We start from the raw sequence: 15,588 nt of genomic DNA on the forward strand, positions 1-15,588 counted from the left end.
TCATGCCGGCGCCGCCGACGGGTCGACGCGCCATTGCCGTTGGTCGTCGATACCGGAGTTGCTCTGCATAGCAGGCATGTCCGGGAAGTCGGTGTTGCCTTGCACCAGGGCGATGGCCTGTTTCTGGAACCCTCCCAGGGTCTTCTGGGCCTCCGCGAACAGGTCGCTGACCGATTTGACGAGGTCGAACAACGCGTCGGCGACGGTGTCGACCACCTCCTTGGAGGTGATGACGTCGAGGATGGGGATCTCGGCCGTCGCGATCGCGATGATCGTCTTGTAGCCGACTTTCCCCAGTTCGACGGCGCAGTTGCCGATGAACTCGATGGCTTTGGCGTAGGTGTCGATGACGCAGCCGGCGATCTCGGAGAGGATGCCGGACATGCTCGCCACGACCTGTTGCTGCCCGTCGAGGGCCTTGCCGACGAGTTCGGCGTAGCCGGCGAACTGTTCCTTGCCGCGGCCGCTCCAGGTGCCGGCCACGGCCAGGACTGCTTGAGCGACGTCGTCACTGGCGTCGCTGAGGTTCTTCTTCTGTGCGAAGTCCATTGCCATGGACTGGACTTGCATCGCGTTGCCGAGCAATCGGTTGCGGACGTCTTCCAGCAGCCGCAGGACGTTGTTCTGCCCGAAAAGTTGAGCGATCTGCCGGACCTTGGCGTCGGCGTCTTCGGGATAAGGCTGGGGTTGCGCTCGAGGGTCGGGCGGGGTGACCGGTGGTGTCGTCATGGTCAGTTGAGCCCCTTCTCCTGGTCGCGCAGCCGTTTGAAGTCCGCCTCGTCCTGGGTCTCGTAGTAGTCGGCGGCCTTGTCGAGCGCTTCGGCGAGCCGTTCCAGCTGCATGGCGCCCTTGTCGGTCTTGTCTCTCATCTGTGCGACAGTCTCGTTGAAGACGTGCACGACGTTCGCCATGACACCGAGCATCCCGACGTCGTCGTCGCGCAGGACGATCTGGGCCAGATCCTGACTGCTGAACGTGGCGACCTTGTCGCGGGCGGCGTAGATGTCGTCGGTGGCCTTGCGCAGGGCTTCGGGGTAGACCTCGAACCCGGTGCCGGCTGCGGCGTTGCCGAACGGGTTGAAATTGCCGCTGCTCATCGGATCTCCTGGGCCGCGTCGTCGACGAAGTTCTTGCGGCGGGTCGCTGCCGCGGACTCGGCGTTGGTGATCGCGCGCAGGACGTGGCCGGCGAGGCTGACGCCGGTCTGCCCGGCGACCGCGTCGCGGGCGAGGTCGATCGAGACGAGGCCGCCCGAGCCGTCGACGGTGACCGTGCCGAGACCGGCTCCGATGTCGAGGACCAGCGGGAGGCTTTCCCCGGTCTTCGCGGCCTGCTCGACGGCGGCGACGCGTGCGTCGATTTCCTTCGCGAGGTGGTAGAGGCGTTCTTCGCTGTTCACCAGCGACCACCTCCGGCGTCGGGTTCGTCGTCGGTGAGGAAGTCGAGGTCCGCGAAGTTCTCCTCGTCCTCCGGCGCGGCGGCGCGCCGGGCCGGTTCGGGTGCGGCGGCCTGCGGCGGCGCAGCCGGCCCGGTGGCGGACGGGGGCGGCGGTGGTGGTTGTTTGCCGAAGAGGGCGTTGAGGTGCGGCAGCGACGACGCCCGTGCGGCGGCGCGAGCGTTGCGGACGGCTTCGACGATGTCGAATCCGAGTTTCTGCACGTGCGCGCCGTGCAGCGCACGGTCGTCAATCCGTAGGTCGAGAAGTTTTTCCTGGCCGGTCACGGTGACGGTCACGAGTTGGTCGCTCGAGCGCGCGGTGTGGCGTGTCGCTGCCAGTCGTGCGTCGAGTTCAGCGGCTTGGTGCTGCAGTTGCCGCAGGTCGCGGTGTTGTGCGGTCATGACGGTGCCACGAGGTCAAGCATGGTGTTTCCCCTACTCCAGGTCCTGTCGAGATGACAGAACGTGCCCGCCGTGCACCCTACTGCGACTGTGCAGCGGCGCAAGTGCGAACACCGGAGGAGGGGCATAGGTCACGTCAGCCGTGAGCCTGGGCTTGGACAGCGGGCATGATTAGTCGCCGCCGGTGATACGGAGCCGGGTCCGAATGCTCCATGGCTGGCGACTTCTCGGTAGGACCGCTGCGCCGACGTCGGTGCCGCCGGGCAGAGCTGTGCAGGAGGGGCGAGGGGAGACGCCGCCTCGTCTCGTGTTGGCCTGCCGGCCCGGGGGCTGCCGGTGCGGAGTACCGCTCGTCAAGACCGCTGGCGCGAAACAGTCGGGCTTGTAGCCGTCCTCATTGCGCGGCCGGCACTCTGCCTTCGGCAGCCCTGCGTCAGGCGACTACCGATCGGTCACCCGTGCCGTCATCTGTCCGACCAGGCCGTCACGCCAATGCACGTCGTAAGCACCGATCTGAATCATGCGGTCCGCGCCGACCGCGAACACCTTCCGCGGAACCGGGTGCCGCGACGACGGTTCGACATGACCGGCGCGGAAGGTGAGCACGTCGATCGTGAACGGTCCCATCCGTTTAGTGACGACCTGCTCGAAATCGTCCCAGCGCACGCTGACTCGGTATCCATCTCGATGCGCGACAAGGCCGCTCTCGGTAACGCTGAGCCGTCGCCGGCGAACCCGCACCAAGACGAGCAGCACGATCAGGGCCGCCGCCACTACCATGGCACCCACGGGACCGGCTACTCGATCGTCGGACCACACGAACCCCATCGCGAAGCGGGCCGCGAACGCCACGACGCCTCCGACGACCCCGCTCACGACAGCGGAGAACCAGGCCAACACCCACCGTGGCCGAAACGTCGTCAACATTGCGCCATTATGCAGCGGCGTGAGCGATCGCGGCTCGGTCAGTTGGCTTTGGTGGTGCCAGCTGAGCGCGGATGGTCGTCGTTCTGGGCGCTTTGGTGATCAACAGGTGTGATGAGGGTTCGCTCGAGCCGACCGTACTGGACCTGTTTTGCTGGTAACCGGGCTTGTGATCGGGCGCGCTGCGGAGGTGTTGATCGAGCTCCGTCGCGCGCCGCGGGGAGAGTCTCCGGCGTGGGTGCGCCCGGGCGGGGTGGTGATGTGGCTGCCGTCCTACTCGCGGAAATGGTGGGTGCCCCACGATCTCGCGCACGCCGCCACCGAGCGGGAGCTGGGATGGGCCCAGGGCGGTTTGGTTCGATCGCCGTGGGCGCGGTGTTCGAGAACGTGCGGGTCTACTCGGGTCGGCCGCGGCACGACGCGCGCGTGGTCTCGGCCACGGTGTTGCAGGTCAAGGGCTGCGAGCTGACCACTGTCGAGGTGCTGCATAAGGCCGTGGAGCCGCGCCGGCTGGTTCCGCAACCGGCAGTGCGGGGCGTGGTCAGCCAGGATCCGTTTCCGTGGACAGCCGTGGACATCGCCCGCGCCACGGACACGCTGCGCGCTCTTGGCGAGCAGTGGTGCGGGCTGGACACCGACGACGTGCCGGAGCTCGACTGGCCGCAGCGGCGATGCTGAAAAGGTTCATGAGGGCTCCTCGTTTCGGGCGTGGCGCCCGGTCACGACCACTCTGAGTCTTTCCCGAAGGTGAAAGTCGGCGCTCGGCCAATTTCCGGGGGCTGGGCACCGGTCGCCATGACCGGGAGTGCCGGCGAGCACGGCACCAGGACGAGATCGATCGCGGCGTCGACGCGCGTTCCGAACGACCTATCAGCGGCATGTGCGAATGGTCGCTCTCTGGCTAACTGCAGGCATCTGTCGCGGCTCGTTCTGCTTCGGGTCGGCTTCGTGCAGGTCACGGATTGTCGACGAAGCTGCCGGCGTCGAAACGCGGCGGCGAGGGAACGTGACTTGTCGGGGGGAGGTGGTGCCATTGACCAGGGAGTCGGCAGCCATAGTCGTCGGCGGTGCGGAGTCGCATTGGATCGAAGACGCCGCCGGGGACGAGCCTGTGGTCCCGGCTTCGGTGATGGCGAAATGGCGGTGGTACCGCCTTCGCGCGACGCGGGCGTGCCGGTGGTCACACCGCAGCGAGGTGTTGAATCTCGTCCTGGCGGCGCTGACCCCCGCGGTCACTCTTGTCGTGAACCAGCCGGTCGCCGGGGCCACGGTAGGTACTGCCGCGGTGATCGTGGCTGGCATTCGCAGTACGTATCGCTGGCAGGAGAACTGGATCTCTCGCAGCCGGGCCCGCTACGCCATCGAACGCCAGATCGCACACTTCAAGCACCGCGTCGCGCCGTACGACAACGCTGACGCGGCAGCTGTACTGGTCAAGGCGGTGGAAGACGTCGCGGAGGCCGAGGGGCACACTTGGGAGAACAACCGGCGCTCACTTCCTTCACGTCCTTCTGCCAACGCATAAACGACCGACTCGCGGCATGAGAGGACAGCAGCCGGATAGGCTCTTTTCTCGTGGAGGGTGTGGAGTTCGCAGTTATCGCTCAAGGCTGGGACGGGCCGTTCTACCGAGTCCGGACGTCGGTCTTCGAGGTGACCTTCATGGTCGGGGGTGACGAACGAATCGAGGCGGTGTCGAATGTCGATGCCGAAGTTCGCTTGCCTGACGGCTCTCGCTGGAGCGCGACGATCTTTCACCCTGGCCGAGGTCGAACGTCTTGTGTCGGAATTGGCTGAGACTGGTGAGTACGGCGGGGGCGGTTACTTCTGGTGCTCCGACGGCTTGATCGTCGGTGAGTCTGGCCTGGATCACATGGTCATCGCGCTGGCGAGCCTCCACCGGAGCGGCAACTTTCGCGACGCCCTGAATCGCCTCGATGAACCGGCCGGGTAGTTCCCGCAGCACGGACCGGATCCAGCACTCCCTACGCACGCTCTTCGGCATGATGGGAGGTCTGCATGCTGGAAAAGGAGCGGAGGACCGGTGCGTGGTCTGCCACCATGGGCCGGTGAACGTCTCATGGCCGGAGCGGCGCGAGGACGTGGTCGTCGCACTCAGAGTTCTCGCAGCAGAGCCTCCTGCGCTGGAGGGTGTGGGTCGAGATCCGCGATTTCCCGACGTGACGAACGCAGTTCACTGGCTGGTGGATGACACTGCGTGGGATTCGGCGGATCCGGTCGCGTCTGTCGGGACGATTCTTCGCGACGGTGCTGAGGCTGAGGTGATCCGCGCGGTCGTGGCTGCAGTCGTCGCCGTGTCGGATCGTCAAGGTGCCGTGGCTTTGGATGCGGCTTGGTTCGGTGACCGTAGCTGGTGTGAGGTCCGGCAGCTCGCTGCTGAAGCGCTGACCTGTCTTGCGCCGTGACGGCGCGGCCGACCGTGGCGTAGAACGTTCGCACAGCGGCATGAGAGTGTGAGGCGTGGTGTCACCGGAATACTCCGGTGATGACCGATTTTCCGGCTGACGTGGAGGCGCACTGCCGGCGTCTGGCGGTGCAACACAACTGGTCGCCGGAGGCCGAGATCGCATTCCGGGCAACCGTCGCGTGGTATCGGTCTTTGGACGAGAGCTCCGAACACGAAGGCCTGGTTGACGAGGGAGCTCGCTGGCTGCGGGAGGCGATCGTCGTCAACGACGAGACAGTGGCCATCAGGCAGATCGAGCTGGGCTCCTCCGGCGCCGCTCACTGCTACTCGTGGCGGCATCTGGAGGATGATGCCGGCGGACTCACCGATCAGGCGCTTGACCTCGCCGAACCCGGCCTCTGAATAGTGTCCCGCTCCGTGTTCCGTGCTCTGTGGAAGAGCGGTTGAGCGGACCTCGCGGACAGGTCGTCGATCATGGACGACAACGAAGCAGTGGCAGAGCTGATCACGGCTCGCCTCCTGTCCTTCGGTGGTCGGGGGCGACGGGAGCCCTCGACGCGAGCACGGTCGCCTACCGGCATCTGCAGCAGCGCGGTGTGCGGGCACCGCCGCTGCTGCAACGGGTACGGCGACGTTGCTGGGCGAGCTGGATAGCTCTTGGGGAGGGAGCATGCCCGCTTTCGTGAGCGCCAGACGCAGCTGCTGACCGGCCGGCGTTCCGCCGTGTGCGGTGGTGGAGTGCGACAGGCGTCGGCGGCCGCCGTGGTCGCGAGCCACGCCTTCATCGCCGCGGACGGACGGCGGTCGGGGTTGGCCGGCGGTGCGAGTGGCTCGTCGAAGAAGGGCATCGGGTGGTCGGCGAGGTCGAGTAGCGCGAGGGCTGCTTGGTGCATGGTGAACCGGCAGACCCGGTCGTCGAGGCGTCCGGGCCGGGTGCTGCCGGGGACGACCTCGTCGCGGTCAGGTGCTCGCGGCCGAGTTTCTCGTACTCGCGTTGGACGGCCGGCCCTTTCTGCACGAGGGAGCGGTCTGCGGGAGTCAGCGTCGACGCGTGCTCCTTTTGCGACGGGGGACTTTGCCGGCGTCGCCGATCGACCACGGCAGTGTGGCGAGCGTTTATTCGACAGTTTCGACAGCCGGCTCAATTCGGCGAATTCGATCACCGGAAGGCTGTCTCGTCGTGCATTGGCAAACTCGACTTTACGCTGAGTGAGTGGTTGCGGCGAGTGGAGCAGTCTGTCTAGGCCATAGGCTAAAAGAGTGACGCGGATCACTCGCATGGGTGTTGATCGACCCCATTGTGAGCTGACTGTCATTTTCTCTACAGTGTGCCGCGTGACTCTGGGAAATGGGTCACTCACTCCCACCGGGTTCGGTTCACGAACCGCTACTTTCTCTTCAAGGAGCAGGCCTTGCTTGGAACCGCCGTGAGCAGTGGCCGGGGTCGTACTCGCCGCGCCGTGCTCGGGCTCGCCCTCACCGTCGCAGCCGCCACAGCCCTCACCGGCTGCAGCGCGCTCGGCACGGACAACTCGAGCGCCTCGTCGAACGGGGGCGGCCTGGAAAAGACGAAGATCAAGGTCGCCGTCTTGCCCACCGTCGACACCGCGCCTTTGTGGCTCGCTCAGGACAGCGGCTACTTCAAGGATGAGGGCCTCGAGGTCGAAGCCGTCGTGGCCGCGAGTGGCCAGGCGGCGATGACGAAGGCGATTTCCGGCGAGACCGACATCGCTATCTCGAGCTACATGCCTTTCTTCGTCGCGAAGAACACCGGCTCGGCCGACCTGCAGCTCGTCGCGGACGCGACTTCGATCAGCCCGAAGTCCATCGCGATCGTCACGGTGCCGAACTCGCCGGTGAAGACGGTCAACGACCTGGCCAACAAGCGGATCGCGATGACCGCCCGGAACACCGCGAGCGACCTGCTGGTCAAGTCCATCATGAAGGACCACGGTCTCGACATCACCAAGGTGAACTGGGTCCAGATCCCGTTCCCGAACGTCGCCGCGGCGCTGCAGCAGGGCCAGGTCGACGCGGCTTTGCTGCCCGAGCCGTTCATCTCGCAGGCCGCCAAGACCGCCGGCGCGATCCCGCTGATCGACGTCAACACCGGTGCCACGCAGGACTTCCCGCTTTCGGGCTACGGCGCGAACAAGAAGTGGGTGCAGGCGAACCCGAAGACCCTCGCCGCCTTCCAGCGCGCGCTGCAGCGGGCCACCAGTGAGACCAACAAGGACCGCTCCAAGATCGAGCCGCTGCTGGTCAAGTACGCCAAGATCGACGAGGACACCGCCAAGCTGCTCAGCCTGCCCAGCTTCGGCGTCAAGCTGGACGCCCGGCGCCTCCAGCGGGTCCCCGACCTGATGCTCCAGATGGGCGCGATCACGTCGTCCGTCGACGCCGCGGGGATGATCGCCCCGCAGGCGAGCAGCTGACGCGGCGAAAACGCTCCTCGACCGGGCCGGTCCGGTCGGCTTCCTCTCACCCCGAGAGGTCGCCGACCGGACCGGCCCGGTCGGTTTTCCCCTCTAGTACAACGACTTTTCCGACGACTTGACGCGGATGTGCACCAGCGTCGGGCGGTTGTCGGCCAAGGCCGCGGTCAACGCCGGGACCAGGCCGGCCGGCTCGCTGATCGTCACGCCCTGGCAGCCCATGCTCGACGCCAGCGCCGCGAAGTCGATGCCGCCCAGCTCGGTGCCCGGCAGCTTGCCGCCGCCGATCGAGTCGCCGAAGATGCGGACCGCCGCGTACTCCGTGTTGTCGAGGATCAGGATCGTCACCGGAAGTTCCTGGCGCGCGGCCGTCCAGAGGGCCTGGATGCCGTACATGCTGGACCCGTCGCCGACGACGCCGACGACCTTGCGGTCCGGGCGGGCGAGCGCCGCGCCGACCGCGCCCGGGACGCCGTAGCCGAGCGTGCCGCTGGCGACCGTCAGGAAGCCCGTGTCGGTCGCCTTGATCGGCAGGAGGTCGTGCAGGACGCCGCGGTGGCTGGGTGCCTCTTCGACGACGATCGCGTTGTCCGGCAACAAGTCCGCGAGCGTCGCGTAGACGAACCCGCCGGTGAGCGTCTCCCCGCTCGGCTTCGCGGGCCGCTTCAGCGGCGCCGGCGCGGGCCGCGCACTTTCCCCGACCGTGTTCAGCAGGGCGCGGACGCCGAGCTTCGGCGTGGCGCGGATGGCGGTGCCTTCGAAGGCCCGGGCGAGGATCTGCTCGTCGTCGCTGAGGATGAACAACGGTGGTAGCGGAGCTTCGCCGCGTCCGCGGTCGACGTGGTAGGTGAAGGCGGGTGCCCCGAGCACGAGGACGAGGTCGTGCCCGGCGAGCTTGTCGGAGACGGCGCCGCGTTCGGGTTCGAGAAAGCCTTGGAACAGCGCGTGGTTCTCCGGGAAGGAACAGCGCGACGACATCGGCGCGACGTACACGCCGGCCTTGAGGCGTTCGGCGAGCGCGACGGTTTCCGCGACCGCGGCGTCCTGGTCGACCGCGCTCCCGACGACGATCGCCGGAGTTTCACTCGTTTCGAGGGCGGCGACGAGTTCGTCGATCGCCTCGGGGTCGGGCGCGAAGCCGCGGATGCGCGGACGGCTGATGATCGGACGCTCGGTGGTCGCCGTCCAGTCGTCCGCCGGCACGGACACGAAGACCGGCCCGGACGGCGCTTGGGTCGCGACGTGGTAGGCCCGGGCCAGCGCGGCGGGAACGTCTTCGGCGGTGGCGGGTTCGATGGACCACTTGACGTAGGGCTTGGGGAAGTCGGGGGCGTCGATGGCGCCGAGGAAGGGGTCGTGGGGGAGGAGGTTCCGGGTCTGCTGCCCGGCGACGATGATCAGCGGCGTCCGGTTGCGGTAGGCGGTGTACAGGCTGCCGAGCCCGTGTCCCACGCCGCCGGCGGAGTGCAGGTTGACCAGCACGGCCGCGCGGGTGGCTTGCGAGTAGGCGTCGGCCATCGCGACGACGGCGGACTCCTGGAGGCCGAGGACGTAGTCGAAGTCGTCCGGCCAGTCGGTGAGGAAGGGGACTTCGGTGGTGCCGGGGTTGCCGAAAACCGTGGTGAGGCCCAGTTCGCGGAGGAGCTCGCGGGTGGCGTCCAAGACCGTGCGCTTGTTCATGGCGTCAGACTAATGCTTAGTCTTGCGAAGGAAATCCCCCAAAAGGCCGCCCCGTCACAGTGGACAGAGGGAAAGCGCGACCTTCGCCAGGCCGGGGCCGGCTCGTTTCAGTGGGTCGAACTCGTCGCCCGTTCGGTGGGGCGTGCCAGGCGCCGGGCGACCGCGAAGCCGGTGCCGAGTAGGACCGCGCCACCGGAAATCCACGGCCAGAGCGGCATCGAGCTGTCGCCGGCCGGGCTCGCCGTCGTCGCGGCCGCCGGCACCGCCGCTCCCGATCCCGCGACCGTGAGCGTGAAGGGGACGGAACCCGAGACCGGGTGGCCGTCGGCGGAGGTGACGCGGTACCGGATCGCGTAGGTCCCGGCCGGGCCGAGCGGGCGCAGCGGCGCGGAGACCCGCGCGTCCACAACGGAGGCCGGCCCGGCCTCCCAGTGCGACTTGCCGTCGGGGCCGAGGATCGCGAGCTCGGTGAACGAGTTCTCCACGGGTTCGTTGAAGACGAGCACCGCCTCGGCCGGGGACGTCGTGATCGCCGTGCCCGCGGCCGGTGAGCTGGAGACCAGGACGCTGTGCGCGTCCGCCGTGGGGGCGTACAGCAGGACCGCGCAGCCGGCGGCCGCGACCACCGCGGCGATCCGGACGGGCAAAGACGAGCGGGCAGCCATGGTGTCCTCGCGTTCTCGGGAATTCGGGGAATACGCGAACCGTAGCGAGTGAGCGGCGGACGACAATCGGCGTCGTGAAACGGCTGCGTTAAGCAATTCTCACCGCCCACTGGAACCATCGATGGAGAACCGGGCAAAACGGGCGGTTGCGCCACTGGTTCGCTGCCGCTTCCACCCGAACGGCGCAGTGAAGTCGCTGTCCGGCGTAGCAACTCACGGCGCCGGTGCGCCAGAAGGCCCAAAGACTTTACCTGGGCTTCATGTGAGGATCACGCCCGGAAACGTGCCGGCTGGTTTTCTGCTCCCCACATCCCGCTCCCGTTCCCTTGCTTGCGCATTCCGGCGGATTCCTTTTCCCGGCCGGCGAATTCCCGTTCTTTGGAGGACGAAACCGTGCGAGGACCCGCACTGCGCCGTGACCACGTCATCGCCGCGAGCCTGGCCGGCGCGGTCGTGGTCGTCGTCGGCTACGCATCCGGCATCGGCCTGCGCCCCGGCGGCTCCGCCGACGCGGCCACTCCGCCCGTGGTCGCGGACGGCGGACACCAGCCGGTCCCGGAAACCCCGGGCACGCAGCAACTCCCGTCCGCGCTGCCGCCGTCGGACGTCCCGGTTCCCCCGCTGCCCGCGGTCCCGGTCGGCGACCAGCCGGTCGTGACGGCGCCGTCGATGCCCCCCGACGTTGTCGTGACGCCGACCTCGGATCCCGGACCTCCCGAACCGACCTCCCCGCCGGAGCCGACGACGACCCCGCCGCTGCCGCCGCCCGGGACCGACGTCCCCGCCTGTCAACCCGGTGCGGCGCAACAGGTCCTGGACACCGTCGGCGGCCTGCCGCTCCTCGGTGCCGTGACCACCGGCCTCGGCGTCACCGGCCCGGACGGGGTCGGCGCACTCGTCCTCGGCTACTGCCGCACCGCCGGCGGCGGCCTCGAACCCGCGATGGTCCCCGCCGGTTCCGTCGGGGTCGCGCCCGCCACTGTCGCGAGTGGACGGTGACGCGTGGACGAAGTCAAGGCGTGGTACGTGTTCGCGCGCACCGTCGACTACACCGGCCTGACCCTGTTCGCCGGCGGACTGCTGTTCGTGGCCGTGCTCTGGCCCGCGGGCGCCGGCCACCGGGGCGCCCGGTCGGTGCTGGTGACGGGCTGGCTGCTGGGCCTGCTCGGCACGCTCGCCGGGCTCGGCCTGCAGGCGGCGTGGGCCGCGCAACGGCCCGCCGGTGACTTCCTGGCCTGGGACCTGCTCGGCCAGGCGCTGGACAGCCAGTTCGGCCGGATCTGGTTCGCCCGGGCCCTGTTGTGGCTGCTGGGCGGCGTGGTGCTGGCCTGGGTGCTGCAACGCGGCCACGCCGCCGCGACGGCGTTGCCCTGGCGCGTCGGCGCCGGCGCCGTCCTGCTCGGGCTGCTGCGCACGACCGGCCTCACCGGCCACGCCGTCGAGAGCACCTCGCCGTGGCTGACCCAGCTCGCGGACTTCGCCCACCTCGCCGGAGCCTCCGCGTGGATCGGCGGCCTGGCCGTGCTGCTCTTCGGCGTCCTGGCCCGCCGTGAACCCGGCGAACTCGCCACGGTGATCCCGCGGTACTCGAAGCTCGCCATGAGCTCGGTCGCCGTGGTCGTCGCCGCGGGTGTCGTGCTCGCCTGGCAGACCGTCGGCAGCGTCGACCGGATCTTCGGCACCGCCTACGGCCGGACGCTGCTGGTCAAGCTCGGCGTGCTCGCCGTCGTGCTCCTCGCCGCGCAAGCCAGCCGCAGCTGGGTCGGCCGCCGTCTCGACTTCGCCGTCGTCCTGCGCGGGGACGCCGGCACCGTCCGCCCGTTCGTCTATTCCGTCGCCGCGGAGACCACTCTCGTCATCGTGGTCCTCCTCGCGGCGAGCTTCCTCGTCACGGCCAGCCCCGGCCGCTGATCACACCCCGCGAAAGGAGTCCTCAGTGGACAACCCCAGCCCCGCCACCCCCGAGCAGCCGGAGGCGGTGCGGCGACGACGGAACTGGCCCGTCGCCGTCGCGATCGTCGCCCTGGCGGCCGCCTTGTTCAGCATCGCCACGCTTCGCGGCGGGCAGAGCGAGCAGGCCGCACCGGCGGCGGCCACGAACGTCGACCTCGCCGCGCTGGCCAAGCAGAGCCCGCTGGCCGTCCCGCTCTACCAAGGCCTGTCCCAGGAACAGGCGGGAGGCGCCGCGGCCGCCGCGGCGCCGTCGACGAAGTCCGTCGAGGCGATGGGCTACAAGTTCAGTCCGGCGAGCCTGACCATCTCGGTCGGCGACACGGTCACCTGGACCAACCACGACACCGCGCCGCACAACATCGTCGTCACCGACGGCCCGGAGAAGTTCACGTCGCCGACGCTGCAGACCGGGCAGACCTTCAGCCACACCTTCACCAAGGCCGGGACCTACTCCTACTACTGCGCCATCCACCCGGACATGAAGGCCACCGTCACCGTCACCGGCGCGGCCCCGACCAGCGCCCCGCCGACGTCGGCCCCGACGTCCGCGCCGACGTCGGAACCGACCCACTCGATGCCGATGCCCTCCACCCCGGCCGGGGGCGGCTCGTGCGTGCCGAAGGCGGTCCTGCAGCCGATTTTCGACCACATCAAGAGCGCGCACCTGGAAACCTCGCCGGGGCAGCAGGTGCAGGACATCCTGAACCTCGACCAGTACATCAAGACCCACACGGTGTGGCTGGAAACGGTGCTCGCCCCGGCGTTCGACGGGTCGGCGGACAAGGTCGTCACCGACACGCTCGCGCCGATCATCGCGCACATCAAGAGCGCGCACCTCGAAACGTCGCTGGGACAGCAGGTGACCGACCTGCTCAACCTCGACCAGTACATCAAGACGCACACGGTGTGGCTCGAAACCGTGCTCACGCCGCTGCTGAACCAAGCCAGCTGCTGACCGACGCGGTGGCCCGCCCGGCCGGGCGGGCCACCGCACCCCGGACGGAGACCCCATGCCCGACACCGAAGTCCTGCCCGCCGTCGGCGAGTCCCCGCCCGGCGCCGTGGCCCACACACTGCGTCGCGACCGCTGCGTCGTCGAGCCTTCGATCCGCCTGGCGCGCCTGCCCGTGCTGCGCGGCCGTCTCACCGCGACCGGCGGCCACTTCGACGTCGACGGCCGGCAGTTCGTGCTCGTGCTGGACGCGACTTCGTTGCGGCCCAGCGTCAAGCTGCTGCGGCGCGCGCTGACCAGGGCCCTGCGCGCCGGCGACCACCCGGACATCACCTTCACCAGTGAGGACATCGAGATCGACCCCGCCATCGACATCACCGGCAAGCTCGACGTCGCCGGCGCGACCCGCGAACTGCATCTGCGAGGCGACCTGCGTCACGTCGACGACGACCGGATCGTGCTGTGGGCCAAGGGAACCCTGCCCGCGCCGCGCCGCAAGCCCCGCGGCCTCGGACCCGTCGCGCGGCTGCTCGCGGCCCGCCGGATCCACCTCGAGATCGCCGCCGAGTTCGTCCGATGAGGCGCGCCGTTTCGCTGGCCGCGGCCGGGCTGATCGTCCTGCTCCACGGGGTGTTCGCCGCGCCACCCGCCCAGGCCGCCACGCAACAGGTCATGATGGCGGGCTACGCGTTCTCCCCGGCCGCGCTCACCGTCCACGTCGGCGACACGGTCACCTGGACGCAGCACGACCAGGCCCCGCACGACGCGACGACCACCAGCGCGCCGGTCTCGTTCCGCAGCCCGCAGCTGTCGCAGGGGCAGAGCTGGAGCTACACGTTCCGGACGCCCGGCACCTACGCGTACTACTGCTCGGTCCACCCCGACATGCGGGCTACGGTGACGGTGTTGGCTGCCGCTACGTCCGCGCCCGCTCCGAGATCCACGGCTGCGCAGGCTCCTGCGAAGCAAAAACCGACGGCTCCGGCGACCCGGGGCAGCTCGACGGCGCCGACCACGTCGGCGGCGGCCGCACCGCCCAGCGCCACCGATTCGTCGCCGGCGCCACCGGCGGTCGCCCAGCAGGCTGTGGCGGCGACTGGGCCCACGTTGGACCCGATGCTCCTCGTCGCCGGGCTGGTGACGGGAGTCGCGATCCTGTGCCTGCTGCTCCTCAGCTCCCGGCGCGCGTCCTGACCGGGCCGCCCGGGTCCAGATGGATCTCCGCCGGCGCGCTGAACGGCTTGTCCGCGATGAGGTCGAGAATGACCGGAGCCGACGCGCGCATCGGCGCCAGCAGTTCCTCCGCCTCCAGGTGCGCGAACCGACCCGGGACTCGCCGTCGGCGGTGACGATTTCGATGCTCCGCACGTGGTCGGCCGCGTAGCCGTGCACCCCGCCGACGACGGCCCCGACGACCGCGGGCGCCGGCGGGTGGACCGGGTTGAAGCTCGCGCACTCCAGCGCGGCGTATACAGCCGATGTACGCGCAGCGACGGCCCGGGACCCGGGCCCGGGGCCGACCAGGGTGTCTCCCTGGGGCGAGCGGGGCCCGCCGCGAGCCACTCTGAACTCAGCGCGGCGAACCCCGCCGCCGGACACCGAGGAGTTCAGATCATGGACATGAAACTCGAAGTCGTCGTCCTGCCCGTCACCGACGTCGACCGGACCAAACACTTCTACAAGGCCCTCGGCTGGCGCGAAGACGCCGACATCACCTTCGGCACCTCCCGGATCGTCCAGCTCACCCCGCCGGGATCACCGACCTCGATCCACTTCGGCACCGGCATCACCGACGCCACCCCGGGCGCGGTACGCAACACCTACCTCGTCGTCGACGACATCGACGCCGCCCGCAAAGAACTCGCCGGCCACGGCGCCGACGTCAGCGAGGTCTTCCACCGCGACCAGACCGGTGCCTTCGCCCCGGGCGTGCACCCCGACCGCGGCACCTACTCCTCGTTCGCGTCCTTCAGCGACCCCGACGGCAACACCTGGCAGCTGCAGGAAGTCACGACCCGGCTGCCCGGACGCGTCGACGGCGTCACCTACGGCTCCACCCAGCGGCTCGAAGACGCGCTGCGCGAGGCCGCCGCCGCGCACGGCGAGCACGAAAAGGAAACCGGCCAGTACGACGAGCAGTGGCCGGCCTGGTACGCGAAGTACATGGCCGAACACCAGGACGCCTGAAACCACCGAGGAGAACGAAGAAGATGTCCACGATCCACCTCAGCCAGCTGACCACCGCGTCCCCCGAGCTGTTCCTCGCCGGGCTGACGGACTTCGGTCCGGAGCGCGCGAAGCTCTTCGGCCGCAGCGCGAACGAGTACCTGCGGGTGCACGACCAGGGCCCCGGCCACGCCGACGTCACCGAAGGCTCGGGCGGCGTCTGGGAGCGGCTGAGCTACGACTGGTCCGACCCGGCCCGCGTCGTGATGAAGACCACCGACTCCAACACCTGGGGCGGCGCTTCGGGCCACACCTACACCTTCACGCGGCTGGCGGACGGGACGACCCGGATCGACGCCGTGGTCGTGCGGGAAGGCAAGAACCTCAAGGGACGGCTGCTCGGGGGCCTGCTCGGGCTCGTGGGCAAGCGGGTCCTCGGCGGTGAACTGGCCAAGACCGCCAAGGCCGTCGAGGCGCGGCACGCGGGAGTCCGCGACGACGGGTGATCGCCCGCCGCGCTATCGTTCGGGCAAAGGGCACGGTCGT

General features: G+C 69.1%; 20 protein-coding genes. 13 read left to right on the forward strand and 7 right to left on the reverse strand.

Features of this window, described 5'->3' with window-relative positions:
• From ACIRSS_RS04220 to ACIRSS_RS04240, 5 genes are all read right to left on the reverse strand, one after another.
• On the reverse strand, positions 1-729 hold the full coding sequence (locus tag ACIRSS_RS04220; protein WP_400890312.1) for a hypothetical protein: 729 nt from the start codon (positions 727-729) through the stop codon (positions 1-3).
• A 2-nt stretch (positions 730-731) separates the two neighbouring features.
• Positions 732-1,097, reverse strand: a complete 366-nt coding sequence (locus tag ACIRSS_RS04225; protein WP_400890314.1) for a hypothetical protein — start codon at positions 1,095-1,097, stop codon at positions 732-734.
• Positions 1,094-1,399: a hypothetical protein gene (locus ACIRSS_RS04230; protein WP_400890316.1), complete on the reverse strand. Its 306-nt coding sequence runs from the start codon at positions 1,397-1,399 to the stop codon at positions 1,094-1,096. The genes ACIRSS_RS04225 and ACIRSS_RS04230 overlap by 4 nt, the downstream gene beginning before the upstream one ends.
• Entirely contained in the window at positions 1,396-1,839 is a 444-nt protein-coding gene (locus ACIRSS_RS04235) for a YbaB/EbfC family nucleoid-associated protein (protein WP_400890318.1), read from the reverse strand. Before ACIRSS_RS04235 ends, ACIRSS_RS04230 begins: the two co-directional genes overlap by 4 nt.
• 441 nt (positions 1,840-2,280) lie before the next feature.
• Positions 2,281-2,691, reverse strand: a complete 411-nt coding sequence (locus ACIRSS_RS04240; RefSeq protein ID WP_400890320.1) for a hypothetical protein — start codon at positions 2,689-2,691, stop codon at positions 2,281-2,283.
• Positions 2,692-3,138: 447 nt separating this feature from the next.
• Here ACIRSS_RS04240 and ACIRSS_RS04245 point away from each other — a divergent pair, with 447 nt between their 5' ends.
• The 6 genes from ACIRSS_RS04245 to ACIRSS_RS04270 all read left to right on the forward strand — a co-directional run bounded on the left by ACIRSS_RS04245 (position 3,139) and on the right by ACIRSS_RS04270 (position 7,626).
• A complete protein-coding gene (locus ACIRSS_RS04245; RefSeq protein WP_400890322.1) occupies positions 3,139-3,441 on the forward strand; it encodes a hypothetical protein in 303 nt (100 codons plus the stop codon).
• A 355-nt stretch (positions 3,442-3,796) separates the two neighbouring features.
• Positions 3,797-4,288 (forward strand): DUF4231 domain-containing protein, encoded by a 492-nt coding sequence (locus ACIRSS_RS04250; protein ID WP_400890324.1) that lies wholly within the window; start codon positions 3,797-3,799, stop codon positions 4,286-4,288.
• Between the two features lie 180 nt (positions 4,289-4,468).
• The gene (locus ACIRSS_RS04255) at positions 4,469-4,717 is read left to right on the forward strand and encodes a hypothetical protein (RefSeq protein WP_400890326.1); all 249 of its coding nucleotides are present in this window, start codon (positions 4,469-4,471) and stop codon (positions 4,715-4,717) included.
• Positions 4,718-4,832: 115 nt separating this feature from the next.
• Complete coding sequence (locus ACIRSS_RS04260) at positions 4,833-5,189, forward strand: hypothetical protein (protein ID WP_400890328.1); 357 nt, start codon at positions 4,833-4,835, stop codon at positions 5,187-5,189.
• Between the two features lie 80 nt (positions 5,190-5,269).
• Positions 5,270-5,593, forward strand: coding sequence for a hypothetical protein (locus ACIRSS_RS04265; RefSeq protein WP_400890330.1), 324 nt, complete (start codon positions 5,270-5,272; stop codon positions 5,591-5,593).
• 1,010 nt (positions 5,594-6,603) lie between these two features.
• On the forward strand, positions 6,604-7,626 hold the full coding sequence (locus ACIRSS_RS04270) for an ABC transporter substrate-binding protein (RefSeq protein WP_400890332.1): 1,023 nt from the start codon (positions 6,604-6,606) through the stop codon (positions 7,624-7,626).
• Positions 7,627-7,719: 93 nt separating this feature from the next.
• Here the strand turns inward: ACIRSS_RS04270 and mdlC are convergent, their stop codons facing one another.
• The gene (gene mdlC, locus ACIRSS_RS04275; protein WP_400890334.1) at positions 7,720-9,306 is read right to left on the reverse strand and encodes a benzoylformate decarboxylase; all 1,587 of its coding nucleotides are present in this window, start codon (positions 9,304-9,306) and stop codon (positions 7,720-7,722) included.
• Between the two features lie 107 nt (positions 9,307-9,413).
• Positions 9,414-9,971, reverse strand: coding sequence for a copper resistance protein CopC (locus ACIRSS_RS04280; RefSeq protein ID WP_400890335.1), 558 nt, complete (start codon positions 9,969-9,971; stop codon positions 9,414-9,416).
• 393 nt (positions 9,972-10,364) lie between these two features.
• On the opposite strand from ACIRSS_RS04280, the gene ACIRSS_RS04285 reads away from it, so the two are divergent.
• The 7 genes from ACIRSS_RS04285 to ACIRSS_RS04315 all read left to right on the forward strand — a co-directional run bounded on the left by ACIRSS_RS04285 (position 10,365) and on the right by ACIRSS_RS04315 (position 15,548).
• Positions 10,365-10,970, forward strand: coding sequence for a hypothetical protein (locus ACIRSS_RS04285; RefSeq protein ID WP_400890337.1), 606 nt, complete (start codon positions 10,365-10,367; stop codon positions 10,968-10,970).
• Positions 10,971-10,973: 3 nt separating this feature from the next.
• Positions 10,974-11,882, forward strand: coding sequence for a copper resistance D family protein (locus tag ACIRSS_RS04290; RefSeq protein WP_400890339.1), 909 nt, complete (start codon positions 10,974-10,976; stop codon positions 11,880-11,882).
• A 25-nt stretch (positions 11,883-11,907) separates the two neighbouring features.
• The gene (locus ACIRSS_RS04295) at positions 11,908-12,879 is read left to right on the forward strand and encodes a plastocyanin/azurin family copper-binding protein (protein ID WP_400890341.1); all 972 of its coding nucleotides are present in this window, start codon (positions 11,908-11,910) and stop codon (positions 12,877-12,879) included.
• A 55-nt stretch (positions 12,880-12,934) separates the two neighbouring features.
• The gene (locus ACIRSS_RS04300; protein ID WP_400890343.1) at positions 12,935-13,456 is read left to right on the forward strand and encodes a YceI family protein; all 522 of its coding nucleotides are present in this window, start codon (positions 12,935-12,937) and stop codon (positions 13,454-13,456) included.
• Positions 13,453-14,070 carry a plastocyanin/azurin family copper-binding protein gene (locus ACIRSS_RS04305; RefSeq protein WP_400890345.1) on the forward strand — a complete coding sequence of 206 codons (618 nt, stop codon included), beginning with the start codon at positions 13,453-13,455 and terminating at the stop codon, positions 14,068-14,070. Before ACIRSS_RS04300 ends, ACIRSS_RS04305 begins: the two co-directional genes overlap by 4 nt.
• Positions 14,071-14,490: 420 nt before the next feature.
• Positions 14,491-15,063 carry a VOC family protein gene (locus ACIRSS_RS04310; protein ID WP_400890347.1) on the forward strand — a complete coding sequence of 191 codons (573 nt, stop codon included), beginning with the start codon at positions 14,491-14,493 and terminating at the stop codon, positions 15,061-15,063.
• Positions 15,064-15,086: 23 nt separating this feature from the next.
• A complete protein-coding gene (locus ACIRSS_RS04315; protein WP_400890349.1) occupies positions 15,087-15,548 on the forward strand; it encodes a hypothetical protein in 462 nt (153 codons plus the stop codon).
• The last annotated feature ends 40 nt before the right edge of the window (positions 15,549-15,588 follow it).

Origin of the sequence: Amycolatopsis sp. NPDC101161 (genome assembly GCF_044768185.1) — a bacterium.
Taxonomy (GTDB): domain Bacteria; phylum Actinomycetota; class Actinomycetes; order Mycobacteriales; family Pseudonocardiaceae; genus Amycolatopsis.